The 23,596-nt window shown below is 47.6% G+C and carries 18 protein-coding genes and 2 pseudogenes; 4 read left to right on the forward strand and 16 right to left on the reverse strand.

From position 1 onward, the window contains the following. Positions 1–159 precede the first annotated feature (159 nt). Positions 160–1,560 carry a Fe-S cluster assembly protein SufB gene (sufB, locus tag AXFE_RS06490; protein WP_052605081.1) on the reverse strand — a complete coding sequence of 467 codons (1,401 nt, stop codon included), beginning with the start codon at positions 1,558–1,560 and terminating at the stop codon, positions 160–162. Positions 1,561–1,858: 298 nt separating this feature from the next. On the opposite strand from sufB, the gene AXFE_RS06495 reads away from it, so the two are divergent. Continuing rightward, a complete protein-coding gene (locus AXFE_RS06495) occupies positions 1,859–3,979 on the forward strand; it encodes a S9 family peptidase (protein WP_052605082.1) in 2,121 nt (706 codons plus the stop codon). A gap of 341 nt (positions 3,980–4,320) precedes the next feature. Here the strand turns inward: AXFE_RS06495 and AXFE_RS06500 are convergent, their stop codons facing one another. The 10 genes from AXFE_RS06500 to AXFE_RS06545 all read right to left on the reverse strand — a co-directional run bounded on the left by AXFE_RS06500 (position 4,321) and on the right by AXFE_RS06545 (position 14,613). After that, on the reverse strand, positions 4,321–5,397 hold the full coding sequence (locus AXFE_RS06500; RefSeq protein WP_052605083.1) for a DUF4115 domain-containing protein: 1,077 nt from the start codon (positions 5,395–5,397) through the stop codon (positions 4,321–4,323). 110 nt (positions 5,398–5,507) lie between these two features. Beyond that, entirely contained in the window at positions 5,508–7,280 is a 1,773-nt protein-coding gene (locus AXFE_RS06505) for an AAA family ATPase (RefSeq protein WP_082058537.1), read from the reverse strand. Positions 7,281–7,354: 74 nt separating this feature from the next. Then, entirely contained in the window at positions 7,355–7,906 is a 552-nt protein-coding gene (locus AXFE_RS06510) for a dTDP-4-dehydrorhamnose 3,5-epimerase family protein (RefSeq protein ID WP_082058538.1), read from the reverse strand. A gap of 78 nt (positions 7,907–7,984) precedes the next feature. Next, positions 7,985–8,818: an MBL fold metallo-hydrolase gene (locus tag AXFE_RS06515; RefSeq protein WP_052605085.1), complete on the reverse strand. Its 834-nt coding sequence runs from the start codon at positions 8,816–8,818 to the stop codon at positions 7,985–7,987. A 101-nt stretch (positions 8,819–8,919) separates the two neighbouring features. After that, positions 8,920–10,005, reverse strand: coding sequence for a type IV pilus twitching motility protein PilT (locus AXFE_RS06520; RefSeq protein WP_052605087.1), 1,086 nt, complete (start codon positions 10,003–10,005; stop codon positions 8,920–8,922). 398 nt (positions 10,006–10,403) lie between these two features. After that, positions 10,404–11,480, reverse strand: coding sequence for a putative bifunctional diguanylate cyclase/phosphodiesterase (locus AXFE_RS06525; protein WP_052605088.1), 1,077 nt, complete (start codon positions 11,478–11,480; stop codon positions 10,404–10,406). 8 nt (positions 11,481–11,488) lie between these two features. Continuing rightward, positions 11,489–12,439, reverse strand: a complete 951-nt coding sequence (locus tag AXFE_RS21020) for a GGDEF domain-containing protein (RefSeq protein WP_052605089.1) — start codon at positions 12,437–12,439, stop codon at positions 11,489–11,491. Between the two features lie 349 nt (positions 12,440–12,788). Then, a complete protein-coding gene (locus AXFE_RS06535) occupies positions 12,789–13,544 on the reverse strand; it encodes a hypothetical protein (protein ID WP_052605090.1) in 756 nt (251 codons plus the stop codon). 110 nt (positions 13,545–13,654) lie between these two features. Beyond that, a complete protein-coding gene (locus tag AXFE_RS06540) occupies positions 13,655–14,167 on the reverse strand; it encodes a MaoC family dehydratase (protein ID WP_052605091.1) in 513 nt (170 codons plus the stop codon). Next, positions 14,164–14,613, reverse strand: a complete 450-nt coding sequence (locus tag AXFE_RS06545) for a DUF6941 family protein (protein ID WP_152625908.1) — start codon at positions 14,611–14,613, stop codon at positions 14,164–14,166. The genes AXFE_RS06540 and AXFE_RS06545 overlap by 4 nt, the downstream gene beginning before the upstream one ends. Before the next feature lie 24 nt (positions 14,614–14,637). Here AXFE_RS06545 and AXFE_RS06550 point away from each other — a divergent pair, with 24 nt between their 5' ends. The 3 genes from AXFE_RS06550 to AXFE_RS06560 all read left to right on the forward strand — a co-directional run bounded on the left by AXFE_RS06550 (position 14,638) and on the right by AXFE_RS06560 (position 18,549). Next, positions 14,638–15,297 carry a class I SAM-dependent methyltransferase gene (locus AXFE_RS06550; RefSeq protein ID WP_052605093.1) on the forward strand — a complete coding sequence of 220 codons (660 nt, stop codon included), beginning with the start codon at positions 14,638–14,640 and terminating at the stop codon, positions 15,295–15,297. 340 nt (positions 15,298–15,637) lie between these two features. Further along, on the forward strand, positions 15,638–17,227 hold the full coding sequence (locus AXFE_RS06555) for an acyl-CoA dehydrogenase family protein (protein WP_152625909.1): 1,590 nt from the start codon (positions 15,638–15,640) through the stop codon (positions 17,225–17,227). 521 nt (positions 17,228–17,748) lie between these two features. Continuing rightward, positions 17,749–18,549 carry a hypothetical protein gene (locus AXFE_RS06560; RefSeq protein WP_052605094.1) on the forward strand — a complete coding sequence of 267 codons (801 nt, stop codon included), beginning with the start codon at positions 17,749–17,751 and terminating at the stop codon, positions 18,547–18,549. 44 nt (positions 18,550–18,593) lie between these two features. Here the strand turns inward: AXFE_RS06560 and AXFE_RS06565 are convergent, their stop codons facing one another. The 5 genes and pseudogenes from AXFE_RS06565 to AXFE_RS06585 all read right to left on the reverse strand — a co-directional run. After that, a complete protein-coding gene (locus AXFE_RS06565) occupies positions 18,594–18,779 on the reverse strand; it encodes a hypothetical protein (protein ID WP_052605095.1) in 186 nt (61 codons plus the stop codon). Next, positions 18,780–20,255: a zinc ribbon domain-containing protein gene (locus tag AXFE_RS06570; RefSeq protein ID WP_160291753.1), complete on the reverse strand. Its 1,476-nt coding sequence runs from the start codon at positions 20,253–20,255 to the stop codon at positions 18,780–18,782. Between the two features lie 34 nt (positions 20,256–20,289). Next, positions 20,290–20,915 (reverse strand): annotated as a pseudogene (locus AXFE_RS06575) (IS607 family transposase). Positions 20,916–21,251: 336 nt separating this feature from the next. Continuing rightward, on the reverse strand, positions 21,252–22,670 hold the full coding sequence (locus AXFE_RS06580; RefSeq protein ID WP_052605097.1) for an MFS transporter: 1,419 nt from the start codon (positions 22,668–22,670) through the stop codon (positions 21,252–21,254). Between the two features lie 224 nt (positions 22,671–22,894). Continuing rightward, a pseudogene (locus tag AXFE_RS06585) lies at positions 22,895–23,596 on the reverse strand (IS1595 family transposase); the annotation flags it as partial.

Genomic DNA, 23,596 nt, shown 5'->3' on the forward strand with positions numbered 1-23,596 from the left:
TTCACTCGGTGCCCAAATAAGATCTCCGCCACGAGCTCCTAGGGTCCAAGTTGGCAAGATGCAAATATAAAAATGGACCCGATTATAACGTCGGGCCCATTTTCATATACAGGAAATCATCGTGAGATGGCACTTCAAAGGATCAATAAGACTTCAGAACTAGCCTATAGAACCATCCATTTGCAATTCAATCAGACGACTCCATTCAACGGCATACTCCATTGGCAACGTCTTGGTGACTGGTTCGATAAAGCCATTTACAATCAAGCTCATAGCCGCAGACTCGCTCAAGCCACGACTCATGAGGTAAAACAATTGATCGTCACCGATCTTAGAAACTGTCGCTTCGTGGCCAATTTGCGCGTTCTGCTCCTGTACTTCCATATATGGCTTAGTTTCAGAGACGGAGATATCATCCAAAAGAAGCGCGTCACAACGAACAAAGCTCTTAGACCTCTTAGCTCCCTCATCTACGTGCACCAATCCTCGATAGGTGGTCTTTCCACCGTCCTTTGAAATTGACTTGGAGATGATGGTAGATGTAGTCTCTGGAGCCGCATGAACCATCTTGGCTCCTGCGTCTTGGTGCTGACCCTCTCCTGCATAAGCGACAGACAGAACCTCACCTTGTGCTTTAGGCCCCATAAGATAGACCGCGGGATACTTCATCGTCAACTTGGAACCAATGTTGCCATCGATCCATTCAACGCGTGCTTCCGTCTCGGCAATTGCCCTCTTGGTTACCAAGTTGTAGACGTTCGAAGACCAGTTCTGAATCGTTGTATAGGTGATCCGCGCTCCCGGCTTAGCGATTAACTCGACCACAGCCGAGTGAAGCGAATCCGTAGTATAAACAGGCGCAGAGCAACCTTCGATGTAGTGGACCTTTGAACCTTCGTCTGCAATGATCAAGGTTCTCTCGAACTGCCCCATGTTCTCAGCATTTATACGGAAATATGCCTGAAGTGGCATATCCACCTCTACGCCAGGAGGCACATAGATAAACGAGCCCCCAGACCAGACGGCTGAGTTTAATGCAGCAAATTTATTGTCATTTGGTGGGATCACTGTGCCAAAATACTGTCGGACAAGATCGGAATGTTCCCTAACTGCAGTATCCATGTCGCAAAAGATGACACCCATCTCTTCTAGGTCCTCACGGTTTCGGTGGTAGACGACCTCAGACTCATATTGAGCCGTAACTCCAGCTAAGTACTTTCGCTCTGCCTCTGGTATCCCGAGCTTCTCGTAAGTTGCCTTGACCGATTCTGGTAACTGATCCCAGGAAGATACCTGCTTTTCGATTGGCTTTATGTAGTAATAGATATCATCGAAATCAATATCAGGCATATTTACTGCAAACCATTGTAACATCGGCTTGCGCTCGAAGTTAGCCAAAGATCGCATCCGAAAGGCCTTCATCCAATCGGGCTCATTCTTCATCCAAGACATCTCTTTGACGATCTCAGAGTTGATACCCTTCTTTGGCTTGAAGACATAGTCTTCCCGGTCGGACCAACCGAGCTTGTACTTACCAAGATCTAGATCGACAGTACTCATTGGACCTCACTTGAAAATAATAAAAAAGAAAACCAAACGCATTCAAGAATTACTTTAAGACTAGCCCATCTAAGTAATTTCTCCTATACAGATAGGAGAAAATATTTCAAATATCTAAACTAGCTTCAGCTAAAGCAGTCGTCCTTCTGAAATCTCTATCGCCGAAGGTAAATTTCTATCTAGGATCTCGCCGAAACCAAAAAAGGCCAGCACTTAGAAATGGCACCTGCGAATCCAGCGTAATATAAATTTAGTGCAATCGGTATAAACAAATCAAAGCGCCTATAAGGTCATAACTGTGTCAGCAGTTTCAAAGATCTTCAAATCACTAACCCCGCCTAAACTACCACCCAAGAATCCATCCATCCTGCTGGGCCTTGGTGAGCCCCGTATCGACAACTACTTCTGGATGAACGAGAGTGAAAATCCCTCTGTACGCACCTTTATTGACGAGGAAAATGCCTTCGCGCGCACAGTTCTGTCAAATCTTGAACCTCTGCGAGAGAAGGTTTACTCCGAATTTCTAGAGAGAATTGAGCTTGAAGATCACGGTGTACCTCAGCGAAGAAAACATTTCTGGTATTACGGCGCCACTGATAAAGAGTCGCAGTATGAGATTCACTTTCGATACAAAGACAGAGGTTACGGTGAACCCACAATCGTAGAACAAGATGTAGAAGTTGTGCTCAACGAGAACGAACTTGCCCAAGGTCATGAATTTTTTTCGCTAGGATCAACGGCCCTCTCTGACGACGAAAACCTAATCGCCTATGGAATAGATACCACTGGAGCAGAAAACTATGAGATCTACATCAAGGATCTATCAACGGGCAAGACGATCCACATTCCAACTCAGAATGCCACATACGGTTTGGAATTCGATATCCAAGCAAAACGACTCTTCTGGGTCGAAAGCGACGACGCGACTAGGCCATACAAAGTCAACGTCATTGATCTGAACAATATAGAGCAGGGTTCTATGGAACTATACAAAGATGATGACCAGTCGTTCGGAGTTTCAATAGGCCGCTCCAAAGACAACAAGACTCTCATCGTTGACTCAAGTTCAACAACATCTTCTGAGGCGTACTTCCTAGATCTGAGCGATCCACAGGCACAACTAGAGCTATTCCAGAGGCGCACTAACGGCCTGGAGTACTCAGTGGAGCCAATAGGCGATCAGATTTACATCCTCTCAAATCTAAAAAACGATAACTTCCATATCTCAATCTGTCCAAGAGGCCAGATGTCACTGGAAAACTGGAGCGATCTACTGCCCATTGAACCCAATATAAAGATCGAAGCAATCGAGATCTTCGACCATCATCTCGCAATCGAAGAACGACGAGATGGGTTCGCCAGAATTAGAATTGTGGATCTTTTGGATCAAAGTTCATTTGAGATCCCAGTTCAAGACGAAGCTTCGACGCTAGAGTTGAGTGCAAATCCCGAGATGGACGCCAACTCGCTGCGTTATAGCTATACCTCGATGACGACACCACGATCGACTTTCGAAATAGACCTAAAGTCCAAAGAGATCAAACTCCTCAAGCAAACTAAGGTCCTCGGAGGCTTTGATCCGAGCGACTATTCTTCGGCAGTAATAAGAATACGAGCCCGAGATGGCGTCGAAGTTGGCGTATCTTTGATATATCCCCGCGATATCTCACAGGATGGCAACAATCCGGTCGTTCTCTATGGGTATGGCTCGTATGAACATTCCATCGACCCGAGGTTTTCAACTCTTAGGTTATCGCTCTGTTCTCGTGGAGCCATCTTTGCAATCGCCCACATCAGAGGAGGCGGAGAGTTAGGGCGTCAATGGTACCTGGATGGAAAACTCGTTAAAAAGCATAACACTTTCAACGACTTCGTCGATGTCGCGCGAGGCCTAGTAGACCTGGGTTGGACCCAACCAGGCAAGATTATGATCATGGGCGGCAGTGCTGGCGGGATGCTGGTAGGAGCGGCTCTAAACCAAGATCCATCACTCTTTGGAGGAGTGATCGCAGAAGTTCCCTTCGTAGATTGTCTCACCACTATTTCAAATCCAAGCCTACCCCTTACAATACCCGAATGGGAAGAGTGGGGAAATCCATTAGATGACTACACAATTTACAAAGAGATGCTCTCGTACTCTCCATATGATAACGTCGCAGCTGGAGTCGAATATCCTCCGCTTTTAGTCACCTCTGGGTTGACAGACCCAAGAGTCTCCTACGTTGAACCATCAAAATGGGTCGCAAAGATAAGAGAAATAACCACCAATCCAAAGGTGATTTTATGGACAGAGACCTCAGCGGGACATTTTGGCACTTCCGGGCGTTTCAACGAGTGGGAGATGGAATCTCGAATCTACGCATTTGTCTTGGGATGCCTCTTCGACGATATCGAAGAGCTAAATAACAAAGTCAACTAGGCACAATTGTCCATTTGTTCAATAGAGAAAGCTCGCCATCCAAAGCCACCTCAAGAGAGATCCCAAATCGACTGTGAATTAAACCCAAATAGATACCAATAAAGTTCCTCTTGGTACAATTCATAGCCATAGCGCCATTGAGGCAATAAAGATTTTAGGATCCCAAAGCAAAGAAAGGCGCGAATCGGCCACTGGATAGGCATTCCAATTGGGCTACTCCGGCAAACTCAAGGACTTGACCTTTTGGATAACCTTGTAATTGGACAGGTTATCGACTGGCCAAAACACGCAAAATAACTTATCCACCGAATCGAAGTGAGCACTAGGGGCTACTACAAAGTTTAGATCTGCGACCCTTGACTTGGCACAAATGTGAAATTGTAGGGTCCAGGCTTCGATGTAAAGTGAAGCGGTACCCCATTTATCGACAGCGTAGCTACTGTGGAATTTCCCACTCGGATCCACAAAGGACCGGTTGTTGAGATAGTTCGGCTCTGGCCAGCCTGCAAGACAGCTTCCCAAGATATCACAGCGCCCGCCGCAGTGCTCTGGGCAACCCAGCACGCACCAGATGTTACTGAGACAACAACGCTATAGCTACCTGTCGGTGCTGGATAGCTGGCCCCCAAATAATTCGAGCTTGATGGCGCGAGAAAAGACGGAACCGTGGTGGTGGTTGAAGCTGTGGTCTTGTTTTTAGGTACTGGCGGAACGGTGGTTGTGACTATATTCGACTTGACTGTCGCCGGGGACTTAGAGAAGGCGAAAAAACCTATAATAACTATCAAAACCAGAGCTACCGAACTCGCTGCTAAAACTGGAGTTGCAGAACCCCTCCCCAAACCTCGTGGCCTATTCCAACCAAAGCGGGGTGAACGACCAAGGCTTTTGTTAGACAGAGATGGATCTAGTGAAGCAGTCTCATCAAAAACAAGTGGAGCGCCAAATCGAGGAGCGAACTCACCCGTTGAATCGAGATTGAACTCATCTAAATTCGGCTCTTTCTTGAAATTGTTAGAAGCAGAAACTAGGCGCCTCGAAACGCTAGGTTCGTCTCCTGAGATACCATCACTAAAACCAACCGACTTCGCAGCTGGGAGTGAAGGTGGATCAGGAACTTTCTCTATGGAATCAGCAGGCAAATTTTGCGGGGGTACCGCGTCACTGGATGCTTTAACTACAAGATCATCACCCTCATGGTTACCACCGGGCTTTACTACTCTAATATGAGGATTCGCCTCGACCGGTATAACCCCAGCGACACCAGGTGCATCACCAGAAATCTTATGCATAACGCCCATAGCCTGATTGTGACGAGCGATTGATCGCCTTTCGCGCGAGTAAGCCGTCGCAAGCCACGACATCAAAAATCCGCCAACTCCGAAAACAATCAAGAGTAGTAGTAGTAGTAGTTTCACTCCAACTCCAGTCAATTAGTCCATGACCCAAATAGGGGAGTATACAAACAATACTCTAGTAGGACTGACCAAATATCTTACGGAGTATCTTCAAGTTGCAGGGGCTTCCTTCAACTTTCCCTCAGGTCAAGCACTTCAGCATCCCCTTGAGGCAAAAGCTCATAAAGCTGCTCTTTCGTCAACTCCTCATGCAAAAGTAATTCGTCTGCCACTTTCGAGACAAGGTCCCTGTGGACTTTGATTATCGCAACTGTCTCGGCATACATCTTCTCCAATAGGTCCTCGAGCAGATCACGTGCCTTAGCATCGTTGACGACATTAGCTACGTCGTCGTTGGGACGCCCAGTGGACGCTAACGAAAGAAAGAGGCCCTCCATTCCATATGTGCCGACGCATCTCGCACCGATCTGAGTTGCATTTATCAAATCTCCAGAAGCTCCAGAACTAGACTCGCCGAGCAGTACCTCCTCGGCGACCATCCCACCAAAAGATATCTTCATCATCGCATGAAGTTCACTTCTAGTCTCAACAAATGACTCCTCTATTCCATCATGAAGGGTCGCACCAAGCGCTGGGCCTCTCTTTAGAATTGAAACCATCTCAACTGTGCGATTCTTTCCACATGCCCAGGTCATAATGGCATGGCCAGCTTCATGGGTGGCGATGGCAACCCTTTGAGAAGTTGGATACGGTTCGACCCTAGCTATGCCAATCGAGACGGTGAGAAGAGCTTCTTCAATATGAGAGTAGCGCATCACAGAAATGCCATATCTAGTTGCAACCACAAGTGCTTCGTCAAAGAGGCGCTCGAGCATCGCAGGAGAATAGCCCGAAGTCTTAGCAGCAATTCGCTCGCGATTGAGCTCGACATCCAAATCATAATCATGAGATCGACTGGTCAGAAAGAAGTCAATCAACTCCATTCTTTCAGAACGAGAAGGGAGTCCAAAACTAATGATGCGGTCAAAACGACCTGGTCGAACCAATGCTGGATCCAGATCAGAGGCCCTATTGGTTGCGGCAACCATCAAGACGTTAGGCACATATGTAGCCTTTGGGCTTCGCCGGGCCAACAAAGGTATGCCACGACCAATACTTGCTCTCCACCGAGCAAAACGACTTGGGATCTCGAAACTCTGCATCTGAACCAGAAGTTCGGAGACAACGCCAGTCACTCCCTCGGTACTTCCGGAACCCAATCCCCTGCGCGCAGCACCAATTGCATCAAACTCGTCTATAAAGCCGATAGCGCCCCCATAGCGAGTTGCCAAGGTTCGCAACGACTTAAAGTAGGCTCTAATCTTTCGGTTCGTCTGACCATAATACATTGCTTGAAATGAGGATGCAGATGCGTACAAAAACGGCACCCCGGCCTCTTTGGCCATAGCCTTTGCCATCATGGTCTTTCCGGTCCCCGGAGGGCCTTCGAAGAGGACTCCCCTTCTAGCCTGTCCACCCATCTCGCTTCCAAAACGATCCCGATACATAAAGAGCTCAAGCGTCTTTTTGATTTCCGCAACCTCAGGAGCTAGGCCTTTGACGGATCCAAAGTCAACGCTAATATCGCTAGGATCAAACCGAACGTGAGGCGATCGTCCAAGCGCCAAAGTCGGCAGAAGCATTACCAAGATAAGCACAATTATCAAAAGCGCTGGGATCAGATAAGGCGAAGAGCCAATATGTATCGACGGGAACGAAATCAGATTATCGAACCACAAATAGGTGCCAAGTCTAGCAAGGCTAAGAAGAGCAACTGGAACCAGTATTCCCAACCATATCAACGAACGTCTCCGACGCCATCTTTTGTGGGTGATGTCGACGTCGGTAGGCGGAACAAACAGCCATGGGCCTGCTTCTTGAATTGTTCGGGTTACGTTAACCATAGTAAATATAAATTAGCACAACACCAGTAGAAAAACACCACTCTGAGCGTTAAATTCCAGAATTAAACTATTTCTTAGGTCCTAAGAGTAACTCTGGGTCGCAAATGTTCAGGAATCGCTGCTCTTAAGGGATTTTTACGATCACGCTCCGAGACCACGGGTTCAGAGACGCCCCAATCTGCGGCAATCTCAGGATCATCATAGGCCACGCCAAGCTCATCAGATGGGTTGTAATAACTATCGACTAGATAGGTTAAGACCATATCGGAGATTGCTGCAAATCCGTGAGCTACGCCAGGGGGGATATAGAGCCCAACTGGGTTCTCCTCCCCTAGTTCGATATTCAATGTAGCACCATTGGTCGGTGATCCAACTCTAAGGTCGTGCAGCACCACCTTGGCTCTGCCAGTGACAACGTACCAGTAATCAGCTTGGTGCAAATGGTAGTGAAGACCTACAAGACTGTCGGCTATCTTATCCGACCTCGAGCCTTGCACCATTTCACGCCCAATTGGAAACCAAGATCGACGGTAAGTTTCAGTGAATTTACCTCTGTCATCGCCGAATGCGATTGGCTCGATGACAATAACGTCAGCAATCGTCGATGATGGATTTATCTGAGACATTTTAATTGAACCTCTTATTTCGACACGCAAAGCCCGAACTTCAAGATCGATATTAGTGGCTCGGCCTCTAGATCTTGGTCAGTCGAACTCCACCACTTTACCTTGCTTTGCGACAAAGACCTCTTTCAAGCTCCCACTTCCGTTGACAAATCCATAGCGCTCCTGAACCTCGCGTAGATATTCATCGTTGTGTGATGGATCGTGGTGAAACATCGCTAAGCGCTTTACATTGGCCGACCTGGCGAAATCTATCGCAAATTCAAAGGTGGAATGCCCCCAAGTGGACTTGGATTCAAACTCATCCTGAGAGTATTGCGCATCATGGATCAAAAGATCTACATCGTCGGCCAAGGCCAAGGCAACTTTATCGACGCCTTGGGCGCCATAGGGCTGCTGATGATCTGGTAGGTAAGCGATCGAGTGCGAACCCATCTCGATTCGAAAGCCAAATGCCAAATTAGAGTGCGCAATCACTCCACAAGTTATCCGAGCAAAAGACCCCTCTAGCCAGAACGAACCTGGCTCATGGCCTACAAATCTCAGCTCTCCGGCGAAATCGTCATAGGGAGAGACTGGGAAATACGGTGGAGTAAAAAGGGCACGGAGAGGATCGAATTCGAGATTGGGACCGTGCACTTCGAGCCATGCTCCGGGTTGATCCAACGGAACAAAAAAGCCAAGCCCTTGAATGTGATCAAAATGAAAGTGACTCAATAGGACGTAGGCGCCGAAGCTACTAAGTGGATCTAACTCCTGTGCAAAATTGCTGAGTCCTGTTCCTAAATCCAAAATTACTGGAACTCCCGCTCCAAAAAGGACTACCGTAGAGGTGTCGCCTCCAAAAGTTGCGAAATCATCCCCAGCTTTTGGCGTCGAACCGCGAGTTCCGTAAAATTTAACTTTTATTGCCACTGGTTTTACAAACTACCCCAAAGATTCCCAAGACAAACGATTTGAGACATCAATCACCTCTTAGGCCGCCTCTAAATGAAGCCAAAATCGTCCGGGTCCACTCAAACCAAGCCGCTTCGCTGCAACATAACCTGAAGATCTTGTGGAGAAGTCGCTGAAAGCATCGCCTCGCTGGAGGAGATAAGCCCACTCTCGATCAGTTCAAAAAGAGACCTTTCAAATGTTCGCATTCCATAGTACTCCCCCTCTTTGATAATCACAGGTATCTCCGAACCTTTGGAGGGCTCGAGAATACACTGGATTATTCGTCCATTTGCGACCATAACCTCCAAAACTGGACGCAACGATGAATCGTTAACTCGAACCAATCGTTGACAGATTACTCCTCGCAAAGATCCAGCCAACGAGGATCTAATCTGTTGATGTTGATGAGAGGGAAAGAAGTCAATAATTCTAGAAACTGTCTCCTTTGCATTTAAAGTGTGGAGCGTTGAAAGCACCAAATGACCCGTCTCTGCCGCCGAAATCGCGGCGCGAACCGTCTCTTCGTCACGCATTTCTCCGATCAAGATAACATCTGGGTCCTCACGCATAGCCGCCCTTATCGCGTCTAGAAATGTAGTGACGTCAAATCCAACTTCGCGTTGATTTATCAAAGAGCAGATGTCGCTATGCAAGGTCTCTATTGGATCTTCGATTGTGATTATATGAGCACTTCGAGTCTCATTAATCCTTTGAACCATCGCCGCTAAGGTAGACGACTTCCCTGAACCGGTCGGTCCAGTCACTAAAATCAGGCCTCTTCTCTCATTGGCAAGCGCAGATACCACCTCCGGTAGATACAACTCTTCGATCGATGCCGGTGAAGAGGCGACCAAGCGAAACGCGATAGAGATATTCCCTCGTTGAAAGAATGCATTCACCCTAAATCGGTTACCATCATGTGATTGGTAGGCATAATCGGCCTGCTTTGAATGCAAGAACTCATCCCACATCTCTGCAGGTATCGATTTGCGAACCAGTTCTTGGACCAAAACTGCAGTTGCCGGGGGTATTCCCCCAATCTCGCTCAACAGTCCCTTGACTCGAATTCTCGGAGGAACGCCGACCTTAACGTGCAGATCGGAACCCTTCCGGGAAACCAAGATCCGCAATAAACCATCTAACACTTCAGGATGCACAACCATAAATCGGCATTAATACAGCCGCACTTTAAAGTCGTACATCCTACCAATAGCAGCTTTCAAAAGCTAACGGCCACAAGGTTTCTAATCCCAAAACAAAGATCACACCGCTAAAACCCAAGGCAAGACAAGCAAAAAAGGAAAGATTGATCCGCCTGCTGTCTCGCTACTTACGTGTGGGCACATTTGACAGAATAAATACAATGCGGACGATGGGCCAAAAAACAGCAGTAAAAATGTGGAAACGACTAAAAGCGCTTGTTAGTAGCCAAATATAACTAGCCGAGAATGCTTCGCGGAGCCACCAGGCAATAATTTATCGGCTTTGTGCAAAGCTATCCACCAAGAACGCTAACGTCTTTGATCGGCTAGCCCCTTAGGAATTTCGCCAAAAATCAAAGCTACTCTAAAAGATGACTAGATGCCTTTCGATTCGCCCCGTCAAGCGCTATCCAGCTAGTAATCTCGCTCGCAATAGCGGGCTTTGAGATGTAAAACCCTTGCGCCATAGAGCAACCTAACCCGCGAAGTGAATCCATAACGTCAAAGGTCTCAACACCCTCTGCTACAGTAGTCAAACTCAAATTTCTAGCCAAGTCGATTATGGCTCGCACGATCGCATGTCCGCTCTCATCGACATTCATTGAGGTCACGAAAGACGAATCTATCTTTACACTTGAAATTGGCAAATTCTTCAAATACGTAAATGACGAATAGCCAGTGCCAAAGTCGTCTACTGAAACCGCTACGCCCAAATTTCGGAGATTCTCTAAAATGGCTTTAGATCTGCCTGGATCCGCCATTACGGAACTCTCAGTGATCTCGATCTCCAGCCACTGCGGACTCACTCCAAATCGCCGCAGGGCAGAGTCAACCACTGCGGGAAATTCAAAATCATGGAGATTTCTAGCAGACCCATTTACCGAAACCCCAATCCTCAATCCCGCTGCATGCCAACGTGAACACTGGTTCAGCGCCGACTCCAACACCCACTTGGTAAGAGGTATCATCAATTCGGTCTGTTCTGCAAATGGCATAAATTGAGATGGCGAAATTGATCCCAACTTAGGATGATCCCAACGAAGAAGGGCCTCGACCCCCGTCACACGATCCGTCGCTAGATCAACTTTAGGTTGATAAACCAGATGGAGTTGGTCGGAGCCTATGGCAGCCGATAGATCTGCGAGTAACGAGAATCTACCTCCATTGAAGCGCTCCCCATTGCCGGCATATATTCCCACTCCGCTATTGGACTGCTTCGCCCTATAAAGTGCCACATCGGCCATCCGAAGTAACTCAAATGCCGTACCAGCGTTATCTGGAAAGATTGCGGCACCAATCGTACCTCGCAATACAACCGGAAAGCCATCAACATCCAGATCCAAAGATATTAGAGCCCTAAGCCTTTCCGCTACTGCTTTAATGTCACCGTCGGATTTAATCTCAAAAGCCAAAAAGCCAAATGTGTCATCACTCAATCTTGAAACTAAATCGCTCGGTCTCTTGGTGCCATCAGTCGGCCTGCCATTGCTCTTAGCGTTGCATCTCCTGCGGCACTTCCCAATTTGTCATTCAACTCACCAAAATCATCTAGATCAATCAACAAAACGCCAAATCGACCATGACGACGAGACGCTTCAAGAACATAACGTTCGATTTGACGCTCAAATGCCCATCGATTGGGAAGATTCGTAAGCGAATCCAGACCTCTACTTCTCTTAGCTTCAATCGAAAGAGATGCTCCAATGGATATAGCAAAACCGATGACTCCCGCCAATGGGAGAGATTCCAACCCGCTCAAGACAAATGTCGTTACCAAAACGCCTAGCATGATCAGAACTAGGTCGTATACGGTAGTGTCGAAGGTCTCACTCCTGAGGCCCAATATCCATGATGAATCTCTGGAGTTGGACCAATAAATTGAACGTAGCACTCCATGAAAAACCGCGATAAACAAACCGGCAAAGACAACCGTGAAAAGATCCACCCTATCAAGGGCCAGGCTAGGTACCGCCTCTGGAATCACGCGAAAAACTAGTAGGATCAGTTCTCCAAAGCTAAGTGAGATCATGAGTGACGCACCTGAAAATATAGCTGTCCCAACAGATCGCCTTGCGATCAGCTCAATAAACACCTTGGCAATTGCAATCCCCATAACAAATAGAGGCGATGGATTAACCAAAATCAAAGCGAACAAAAAAGTCCATGAATAGACCTCGGAAGGTCTTTGCTTATTATCTGATCTCCTAAGCACCGAGAAGGATTCTGTGGCTAGATACAAGCCAAAAAGAGTTGTTGTTCGGACCATATGAACCGAAAATGCATTAGCAAAGAGATTGCCTCCGCTTAGGACAATATCTAGGCAAAAAAGGGTTAGCGCAACAATCGAGATGACGATAGAAAACCTACCTTTATGCCACGATCTCGAATCGATCATATTAAACTCTCTTTTTTGAGAAACGACTAACGGCTTATTAATCATTGGCTAAGACGCTGTGCTTATTTTCGAACAATTCAAGGCGCGGGTTTAGCCAAAAATACGATTATCTTTTATGTGCTTGAATATTAAACTACAAGACTACCACAGTGGAACTCAGCCATCCACTTCAAGAAAAACACAAAACAAAGTGCGTATAAATCGACCCTAAAGCTCTCAAAGGATGAGGAATAATCGATGTCTATGGGGATAAACAAAGGCGTCGACCGAATTACTTCTGTCGACGCCTAGGCCATTTTTATCTTTTGCAGGAGGTGAAAATGGAAACTTTGTTATAAATCTGTAAAGCTTACTGAGCCAGTAATCCAGACGACGGGTTCGCAGCGCTATAAAGACGATCGGTATTCGATATCGCGCTAATTCCGTTTCCCGAGGCGATCCGAACATCATAAGAAGCACCACTTACAACAGCCGAGCCAAGATAGATATTCAATTGGGTCGAGTTACCGCTCACATCTGAGGTAGAAATAGATACCGGCCCGATCGCCTCGCCCGCTAAAGGACAGAGCAGGATCTGAGTAACGGGCGCCAAATTTTGACCCTTTACTAAAATCTCCAGGTTCGCATTGTAGATAGTTGAGCTTGGGTTTTGAACTTGAGTCAAGACTGGGGAATCTAAAGACGAGCTAGATGTGCAGTTGTAGACGACAGGAGCGGTTTGAGATGAAGAAACAACCAAAGAGTTTGATTGTCCTGTCGTAGATGGAGAAGGAGTTTGGCTCGGTGACAAAGCAGGAGCAGAAGTTGTATTAGAAATTGTGGCGGGTGTGGAAATTGTGGCGGGTGTGGAAATTGGAGATTGAGACGACGCAACTTGAGTTGTACTAGAACTAAGTATAGGTTGAACTACAGTCGTCGTTGGACGATCATTTGATGAAACGAGACTTGAGAAGTTACCCGAGGCAAGTGTTCCATGACCACCACTGGGAATATGGGTTGTCACTATGAGAGTAGCGAGCAGTGCACCTGCAACAGAAACACTGCTCGCAATCGCGGCCCTCGTTCGAAACTTTAACGTCATCTTATCCCCTGATTTGGTAACCACCCTTTCCTACCACTCATGGTAGGAAAAAAGCTTATGAAGCCATTATATCAAAGATTTATCACTTTTAGTGATATTTTGCTAAAGTTTCTAGTGAATTATGCCGATTAAGGTCAATCCCAAATTTCGCCGGCATAGGGGCGCTGTCGCGCTGGAGCAAACTCTGTCTTCCAAACCATTACTCGTCGCCGGAAATAGCACACTTCAAGGCCATTTTGATTGATTCCCTTGGTTTCAACCACAACGATACCCCTATCTGGTTTGGACTTAGATTCAATCAACTCAAGTACGCGGGTTTCGGCATAGATCGTATCTCCATGGAATGTGGGATTTCTATGGATCAACGATTCGATCTCTAGGTTCGCAATCGCGGCGCCTGAAACATCAGGTACAGACATACCCAGAATCAGAGAATAGACCAAATTCCCCACCACAACATTTCTTCCCTGAACGCTTTCGTGCTCAGCAAAATATAAATTGGTGTGAAGTGGATGATGATTCATAGTGATCATACAAAAAAGGTGGTCGTCCGCCTCTGTGATCGTCTTTCCTGGCCAATGTTTCAATATGTCACCAGGGACAAAATCTTCAAAATAGCGCCCGAACGGACGATCGTAGGTTGTCACTGATTGCCTTCCATCATTGTGAAGTCAGGCATTGCTCGTGTGGCAAAAAAAGCACTCCAGCTTGGATCGCTATAGCCATTAACTGTCAGTCTCCAAACAAATGACTTACCTGGCTCGAGGGGAAGGGGGCCCAAGTTGATGGCAATATTGACTGGAATTGCCGCTTCAGCAGGCATCTCCTCTGGTCTGCCAACACGAAAGTCACCTCTAACTTCAATTGGACGCGGGCCATCCGGAGTCTCAAAGATAATGGGGTCGCCATTTTGCTCTTCGAGAAATAGCTCCCAATGATGCTCGTCGTCGACGGCGTTAAAGTCGACGTCAATCTTTAGAGCAATTGCCATTGGGGTCGGTCCGGGGCCAACAAGGCTCCAGCCGCCACCGAGGATAAATAGCTTGGCCTCAGAGACCACAGCGGAGTCGCATAAAAGTAATGTAGCATTCACGTCAGATACGCTAGTGTCTTTAGCGTGACATTTGCCATTCCATATCAACTTCGCGACGATCTTTATAAAAGCCCGCTCCTTCGAGCACTCCAACACCTGCGCGATATGACAGGATTTTCCTGCGTAGACGTAGGAGCTGGCGGTGGTGAAGTCTCAATTGCTCTGGCAGAACTTTGCGGACAAAATGGGCGTATCTACGCAGTTGATATCGATCCAGTCCGTCGAAATGAGATCGCAACCCATGCGGCACAATTCTCTCAAGTGATCGCGCTAACTCAAGCCGCCCAGGAATTAACGTTGCCCGAACAAGTCGATTTAGCCTACTGCCGATTTCTCTTGTTGGCGGTGCCAGAGCCAAAGATAGTCATATCTCGAATGATCAAAGCGACTAAAAAAGGAGGTTGGGTGATTCTCCAAGAACCGATCACGAGCTGCGGACGAGTAGGTCGCTTACCTCTAAGTATGGACAGTGATTTTGTGGTAGACCCCGATATTGGGGCATCTCTCCTTGAACTTCTCATAGACCAAGATCTCGAAGTAAAAGACGCATGGATTGAAGCTCCAGTGGGAATTGGCCCAGGAGCAGTATCGTCATACCTCGAGGCCCTTACGGACACTGAAGTACTAGATGAACAGATCGTGCTTCCACCAGTGGTGACAGTAGTAGGACGAGTTAATCGTTAGCCCAAACGGAAATAGTGCGCCAGAAAAGAGCACTGGGCACCATGAAAGCAAAATAGTGATAACCATTGAGGGAAAAACTAATTTGTATAGACTTCTTCCGTAGTCGAAATTGCCAAATACGCCTTGGCTGCTCCATTTAGGCAGCTGAATCTTTGATCGCAGAAATGGCCCTTGCGACGTAGCGATGGATCTCAAAATAACGAGTGAAGTCGCGAGCTACGCAATCGATACCCGAGAAAGCAAAGATGGCTAGATGAATAATCCCTATCTTGAGAAAATGAATAATTTTTGCTATTTGGCAATTCAAAAATAGTGGCGAAATAGGCTAAAATCTCCTTTCATGTACGAACCTGATATGCAGTTAGCGGCCAGTGCCGTTGAAACAGCGAAAAAAATTGTCGCTAGCGCAATTGTCGAAATGAAAAACTCTGGAATAGACGCCAACCAAGTGGTAGCTTACGATCTCGCGCATGCGGCATCTGGAGTTGAGGCGGCAAAGGCAATGATCACCTATGGTGCTAACGGTGCGATCGAGGCACGCCTAGCGTGTGCCTTTATCGCAGAAGTAGCTGGAGATCTGGTATCGCGAGCCTTTGGCCGAGAGTCACTCTGGGGTATAAATGAAAATCAATTGGAGACCCTGCACGATTTTGTCCGTCGTTTCCGCGATCCAAATTACGTAAGCAGCCTTGCAAATCAGATGGGACCAACACACCTAGACGTTGACTTCGAGCTGGTAAGAGATACATTTCGCAAATTCGCCCAAGACCAAATCGCACCGCTTGCCGATGAGATTCATCGTAAAAATCTTGACGTACCCGAATCTATAATTTCGGGCCTAGGCGAGATGGGAGCCTTTGGCCTTTCAATTCCCGAGGAATATGGAGGCTTCTCCACCGGCAACGAGAACGACTATCTTGCTATGGTAATAGCCACCGAAGAACTCTCACGTTGCTCTCTTGCGTCTGGTGGATCATTGATCACCCGACCTGAGATACTAGCTCGGGCACTCCTTAGAGGAGGGACACAAGCCCAAAAAGAGTACTGGCTCCCGAAACTAGCCTCAGGAGAGATAATGGCCGCCGTAGCTGTCACCGAGCCAGACTATGGTTCAGATGTGGCTGGATTAACTACGAGCGCGGTTCGCACTGAAGGTGGTTGGCTCTTGAACGGAGTAAAGACCTGGTGTACCTTTGGAGCTCGAGCCGACGTATTGATGGTCCTTGCCAGAACAGACCCGGATCGCTCAAAGGCTCATCGTGGCCTCTCCCTCTTTATTGTTCCCAAGCCCCACGGAGATTCAGGCGGATTTCTCTTTGAGCAAGCTAGCGCCGATGGAGCACCTGCCAAAATGGAAGGCAGGCCAATCGACACTATAGGTTATCGAGGCATGCACTCGTATGAAATTGCCATCGAAAACTGGTTCGTGGCCAACGAAAACCTAGTTGGAGAAGATTCCGGCCTTGGAAGAGGTTTCTACTACCAGATGGAAGGCTTTGAAAACGGAAGAATTCAAACCGCAGCACGAGCAGTGGGAATCATGCAGGCAGCATATGAAAGTGCCGTCGTCTACGCACAAAATAGAAAGGTCTTTGGGGCACCGATAATTGACTACCAGCTAAGCCAATACAAGCTAGGAAAGATGGCGGCGATCATCCAAGCATCGCGCCAACTCGCCTATCAAGTCTGTATTTTGATGGCCAAAGGCGAAGGGGCTCTAGAGGCATCTATGGTAAAGGCCTATGTATGTCGAGCCGCAGAATGGGTAACTCGTGAGGCAATGCAGATACACGGTGGCATGGGCTACGCCGAAGAGTTCCCCGTAAGTCGCCTTTTTCTAGACGCACGAGTCCTTTCAATCTTTGAAGGTGCCGACGAAACCCTCTCTTTGAAGGTCATAGCACGAAAACTTATCGACAGCATAAGTTAATCGTCGAAAATGAAATACTCCAAAATCTCTAAATAGTTCACGAAGACGGCCACAGCCACAAGATTTCAGTAAGTTCCACGCTTTGGACTATCCCGGGATTTGTGGCTGTCGGCTGCAGATGCATCTTGGTTCCTTGGGTAATTTAAGCGAGAATGCTTTGGATTGGACACCTGCACCGCGTTGAAAATGCGCCAACAGATTTTAGCTTTCAAAGCGACTCTAGATAGTCATCGGCGCTATGGCATACAAGGGCTTTTGGTTCGTAAAAAATTTAGATCCATCGAACTTTACAGGGAGACCTCGAACTTTATCTTGAGAGAGTCAACCACAAAGTGGCAAATATGTACTATCGATCGACCATTTAGCCATCGCAGCTTCTAAAAAACTATTTATTCGGGGGCTTAAACGAGCCGAAATATCTTATATTGATAGAAACTGTAATATTAATTCGTTCCGGTTGCGATATTTAACCGTTAACTAGATGTGACCTATATCTAACAGCGACACGAGGTTTAGATTCAATGAAACAAGCACGAGACGCTGTTGCCTGGATCGCTATGAATATTGGTATGGTCTTTGCCCTTGTGGGCATCTTCAGCTTTCTGGCAACGCAGAGCATCTTCCAACAGGGTACTCTCGCGAATTCTGCAAAGACAATTATGGCAAGTTCCGCGGTTAGAGCCGACATCTCCAATGCAATCACTTCATCAATAACCAATACATTGGGAACGACATCGCCACAAAGTGCAAACGAGGTAAATCTTGCACTCCAAAAGACCTTCGAAAATGCCTCCGTCCAAAACATATTTGCAAATGCGCTATCGGAGGCTCAGTCGCACTTGAATGGCGCCTCACTTGGCCCCATCACCATAGGAGGTCCGACATTTCAAAACACCCTAGCATCGTCTCTCCAACCGATTGACCCATCCCTAGCGTCTCTGGTACAAAAGACTCCTCTAGTAATCAACATACCTGGCACCTCCCTTCCGAATCTTGGAATTATAAAACGAGCACTTCCTCGAGTCGAGCGTGATGCCTTTGTTGGCGCGGGACTGCTGCTTGGATTCGCATTTATCATTGCAGCTAAGCGAAGACATGTGATTGAAGCGATTGGCTGGAGGCTAATTGCAATAAGCTTCTTCAACGCCTTCGTCTTCTTCATACTTCCACAATGGATAATACCAATGCTCGCAATATCGTGGGGACCAGTGGCCTCCATAGTACTAAAGGCCATCGGTGGACCCGTTATCGCCACCTACATCACGATCTTTGTGACTGGCATTGGTTGCATTAGTTTGCCAAGATTTATTCCATTTCTATAGCCAATATGGCAATCATTCGTATCCGCTCCGAAATACATATACATTCATATGCACCTCTTTTGTTTTCGCTCTCCAGACGCCTTTGCGTGTTCTGCCCCATCCACGGGGGCAGAACTAGGGCGAGTCGGTGGTTGCACACCTCCCACGTCCAACTCGCGTTGTCGTGGTATCCTTGGAGTCCTGCCGTGAGCGCTATCCTTGGCATCTTCGAGGATGTTCCGGCTTTCCATTTAGCGTAGGAACCTCGCGTCAAGAATCTTTCTCACTTCCGTGTAGGGAGTGAACCGGTCGATCTGGTGATCTTGGATCCTTGATTTGATGTTCATGGAGGCTACGTGATCTGCATCGCCCTGCCAATTGCAATCCCAATAAGGGTTACGACAGTGAAACACATCCCCGCTTCGGTTGTCGAAAGAGACATGCCCACACGTTGGATTAGGACATGTTTGGCTGGTGTAGGCCGCGTTGACCGTTTTAATGCCGGAACCTCCGACATGCGCATGTACCATAATGCGTTCTTGGTTCTCGTCCCTTGCCCACGATGAGCAGAGTCGAGATATCTTCTTAGACTTAGCCTTACCCCCTAGGTGAGACAGATCTTCGGTGATGATTTCTTTTGGCCGTTGTGATGGATGTTGGGGAGCTCGTCCATTAGCTCTGGTGCGATTGCCCTCTCCGTAGACCACTTCTTTGATTGCAGCGCCCGAAATTGTCTGTAGTTGTGCCTTTGCACGCCTGAGTCGAGCTTTTTGTTTCTTGGTCCCTAGGTTATTTCGTGAGATGTGCTTGGTTCTTCTGGAGCCAGCATCTCTCTTTGATAGAGCGTGAAGTTTGTTCCTTGCCTTGCCGGTCTTATGCCTGCGCTTAGTCATAGACCTAAGCGCTCGGCCATACTCGTCGCCATGATGAACTCCCGAGTCATCAGTGCAGACCTCGGTGACTCCCCAGTCGAGCGATACAGCGGGGCCGGTGGCCTTGGCTAGAGCTGCAACGTCGTAGCTAACGTGAATGAAGGCCCGCTTGTTCTCTTCATCAAGTACGACCCTGACATTCCCCGACACACGAGAAATGCCGGACAGGGGTAGCGAGATGCGTTTGTTGCGAGTTGAGCTGACAACTTTGACATAGCGTCTGGTCTTGCCTTTAGCTGTGTCGTTGTCGACCACTGAATACAAGGTAGAGTCCAAAGACATAGAGTGAGACTTGATAACAGTTGGCCAGCTACCATCGAGTGCATCTCGAATGACGCGATGTAAGTACGAGGCTATCTTTGTACCCGTTTCGGGGGAGGTAGTCACAGTGGAGATCTCTGGCACGCCGCCACCCATGATTTGGCCAATAGCCGAGTATCTCGTTAGACAAGCATAGGCATAATGCCTCTCATCTTCGTCTGTGAAGCGTCTCCACACCCTTGCCTTGACGTTAGCTCTTACAAAGCAGGACTCGATGTGGCGAATACAGGTATCCACGGCGTCAAAGGCAGCTTGGTCTACCAAATGGACGTTGATGCCCTCTGGGTATAAGCCCTGTGCCTTTGCATAGTCACGAAAGCTTTTGCTTCTATCAAGCAGCCTCCATAGGCTAGTCTGGCGCAGATGAGCTACAAAGACGCGCTTTGCGTCGCTATAGTGCCCAATCACAGAGCGCGTCTCGTCATACTTGTTCTTGTTCAGTGGCAACGTGGCTAGACGTACCGTGCGCTTCATAATGCTAACCATCGAGTGAGGCTCGGACATCGGATCATGGAGTTACCTCTTTGGCCACCTCTTGAAGCCGTTCCATAACCTTTTTGTTTTTATGGCTACGCGATCCATATAGCCAGCCCGAGAAGACGGTTACGATTTCAATGACATCGTTTGTCAGATCTTCTTCAAAGGTTGAATCCTCGCTAGCGTTGATAATGATTACTTCGACTCCAAAATGCTCACAAAGGGAGAAAACAAGCTCTGACCCAAAACGAAGCAGTCTGTCCTTGTGACTGAGCACCAGCCGCCCAACCTCGCCGGAGCAAATCCAAGAGATAAGCACTTTTAGTCCACGCTTATGGTAGTTGAGTCCTGACCCTACATCGGAGATGATCTCATAGCTCCACCCGTTTGCGGCGCAATAGCTCTCTAGGAGAGCCACCTGGCGAACCAAGTCGTCTTTTTGAGCGTTGGTTGACACGCGGGCATAGGCGATGGTAGCTCTGGTGGATGGAGCTTTATGAGAGTAATAGCACGAAGCTTAGATAGGTCATAACGCCTTCTGCCTCCTTGTGTGCGTATAGGAGGATCGATACGTCCTTCTGCTTGTCATCTCCGTAGCGTCATGGGGTGTACCCCAAGCTCCTGTGCTGGCACCCCAATAGGCACTAACCTCGTCATATAGGCATTATAGTAAACTTCGTTTAAGAGTGCCCAGCTGGAGAGTAGCAGTAGCGAGCCCCAGCCACATTCGATCAAATCTATCGCCAAGCTATGGTCGTCATCGCTTGGCCCCTAAGATCTTAGTTTAGCCAAAACTGGTACCAAAACCGGCATAAGCCTAAATCCATCCAAACCAAGATCGAAGGCTCGCTTATCTCTTTTGGAACTGATCCTGGATCTACAACCATCTACCAAAAGGTGACCCACGCAAGAAACCTCCGGCTCCACCTAGTCCTACAAGAACAATTCAACCGCAGTTCAAAGTCACAAAGCTCAATCCAGCTGGTCTCAACTTCAATCAGCGCTCGCCTTTAGGTCGGAGTGCGACCTAGACCTTGACGATAAGAACGATCCAAAGACCCCAGATGCAATCGCCGTTGCACTCTCATACCACCAGAGATCTTGAAAATTACCGAAATTCCCAGATCGTCGTGACGAACCCGCCAAGATTACGACCAAAATAGCAACGCCCACGGCCCCACCAATCTGGCGAGCTGTTTGATTCAACGCGCTTCCAACTCCGAAGTCCGAAGGAGAAAGGTCAGCGACTGCAGCGGCGCTCAGGATGGGAAAGGTCGAACCTATTCCAACTCCCACAATTAAAGACGAGGGCAACCAATGAAAAAGGTAGTTAGGAACTCCTCCGGCAAATATTCCAAAGGAAGCTAAGCCGCACGCATAGATAACAGAACCAAAGATCATCACTATACGAAACCCATATCGCCGGGCTACCTTTCCTGCGAAGCCAGAAACCAGGGCAACGACTATAGGAGTAGGTGTAATAGACAACCCCGCGTCCAATGTAGAAAAATGCCACACGCTAGTCAAGAACAAGATATTGCCCAGTAGCATCGCGAAAAAAGCCATCGCATAGAGAAAGGTAGCCGCATTCGCTGCACTGAACGAACGAATCCGAAAAAGACTGAGATCTACAACGGGTTGTAGATGATTCATTGACCGCCTAATAAACCAGTATCCACTAACCAAAGAAAGAGCAAAGGCCGATAGGACAAAACGAGAGGTCCACCCCCATGATGCACCCTGGGATATTCCAAAGACGACACTCGCAATTGATGTTGTCACTAAAACCACACCGAAATAATCTGGTCGAATTGTCGAAACCAAACGCTCAGATTCAACCAAGCATCGCCTACCAAGAACAAGTGCGACTATCGCGATTGGAATATTTACCACAAAGACCAATCGCCATCCACCAAGAGAGATCAATCCAGCCCCAAGAGTAGGACCGGTAGCGACCGCCAATGCACCAATTCCAGCCCAAAGTGTAACCACCTGCGAACGCCGCTCGGGTGAGAATGCACCTAGAAGCAGACCCAAAGACGCTGGAAGCAATGCCGCCGCCCCGAGACCCTGTACGACCCTTCCCAGGATTACAGTAACCACCGAAGGAGCAAGCGCACATAGCGCCGATCCTAAGGAAAAGATAACGAGTCCGAGATAGAAGGTCCTCCTGCGTCCCGATCGATCACCGTATCTACCAGCGCTAACCAGCAGCGCTCCAAAGATTATCGTGTAGCCGCTAACCACCCAGGATAGGGCTGCCCTTGAATCATGTGGAAATGATTGTTCGATCGAAGGAAATGCGATATTTACGATCGAGAGATCCAACGAAGCCATATAGGTGCCCAATGCAGTAACGAAAAAGGTAAGTCGTTCTGTCTTTAACCTGCTGGCCGAGCTATTTTTATGCAACTATCAATCATCCATTCCACAGACCATTGCCCTCTGCTCAAAAGTGGCCGGAACCATCGATCTGATCAAGTAAAACCTATAACCGCCAGGTAGTCGAGATCAGCTAGGCGTTTGGTCAATTCACAACTTTGCTAGCAAATCCTCCACGATAACCCGCAATGCAAAAAGTCTAAGACCTAACGCCTAGCCGAGCCACCAGCATTGGCGAAAACTATTCATACTTATCAAGTTTCGTAAGCAAGAGCCATTTTGGAGTCAGATTCGCGGAGTAGCGGATGGGGAGACGCAAACACACATGTATTGAGAAGTCGCTCTACCAAGGACATTTCAAAGTGCCTTGCGTTGAATCGGTATGCGAATTCCTCGAGGCATAAGTTGCTTATGTTCCTCACGTCCGTGGTATGTTCCGTCGATAAATTTCTTGCAGTTCCCAATTTAGGATCTTGAGCCATTTGAATGTTACATGTGCTTGTTCGTCTTTGGATAGAGTGATCGAATGCGCTAGTCCAAGGTCTCGAGCACATACCCCGTAACTTGGGTTACCATCACTTATCAGCTTGGTATTAGAATCTAAACGTCTCACAAAAACATCTTTGGGTGATTTAGCAGTGGTATCTTTGATTACTTCCATGAAGCAATGAGTAGGAGCACCATTGCTAATCGACACTCCAATTAGGACATTGGTTTGTTTTGTTCCCTTTCCTCTTCTGCCTTCGCCATGGCTCTCACCACCTAAAAAGAACTCATCTACCTGGACGTTTCCTCCAAGTTTATATAAACCATTTCGGTCAGCCATTGCTTTTCGTAGCTTATTTAGCATCAACCAGCCAGTCGAATAAGATACTTGAACGAATTTAGCAATGGTAGTAGCCGAAAGACCACGCTTGTCGTTGGACAATAGATAGATAGCGGAGAACCACTTGGAT

It is taken from the genome of Acidithrix ferrooxidans (assembly GCF_000949295.1).
Taxonomy (GTDB): domain Bacteria; phylum Actinomycetota; class Acidimicrobiia; order Acidimicrobiales; family Acidimicrobiaceae; genus Acidithrix; species Acidithrix ferrooxidans.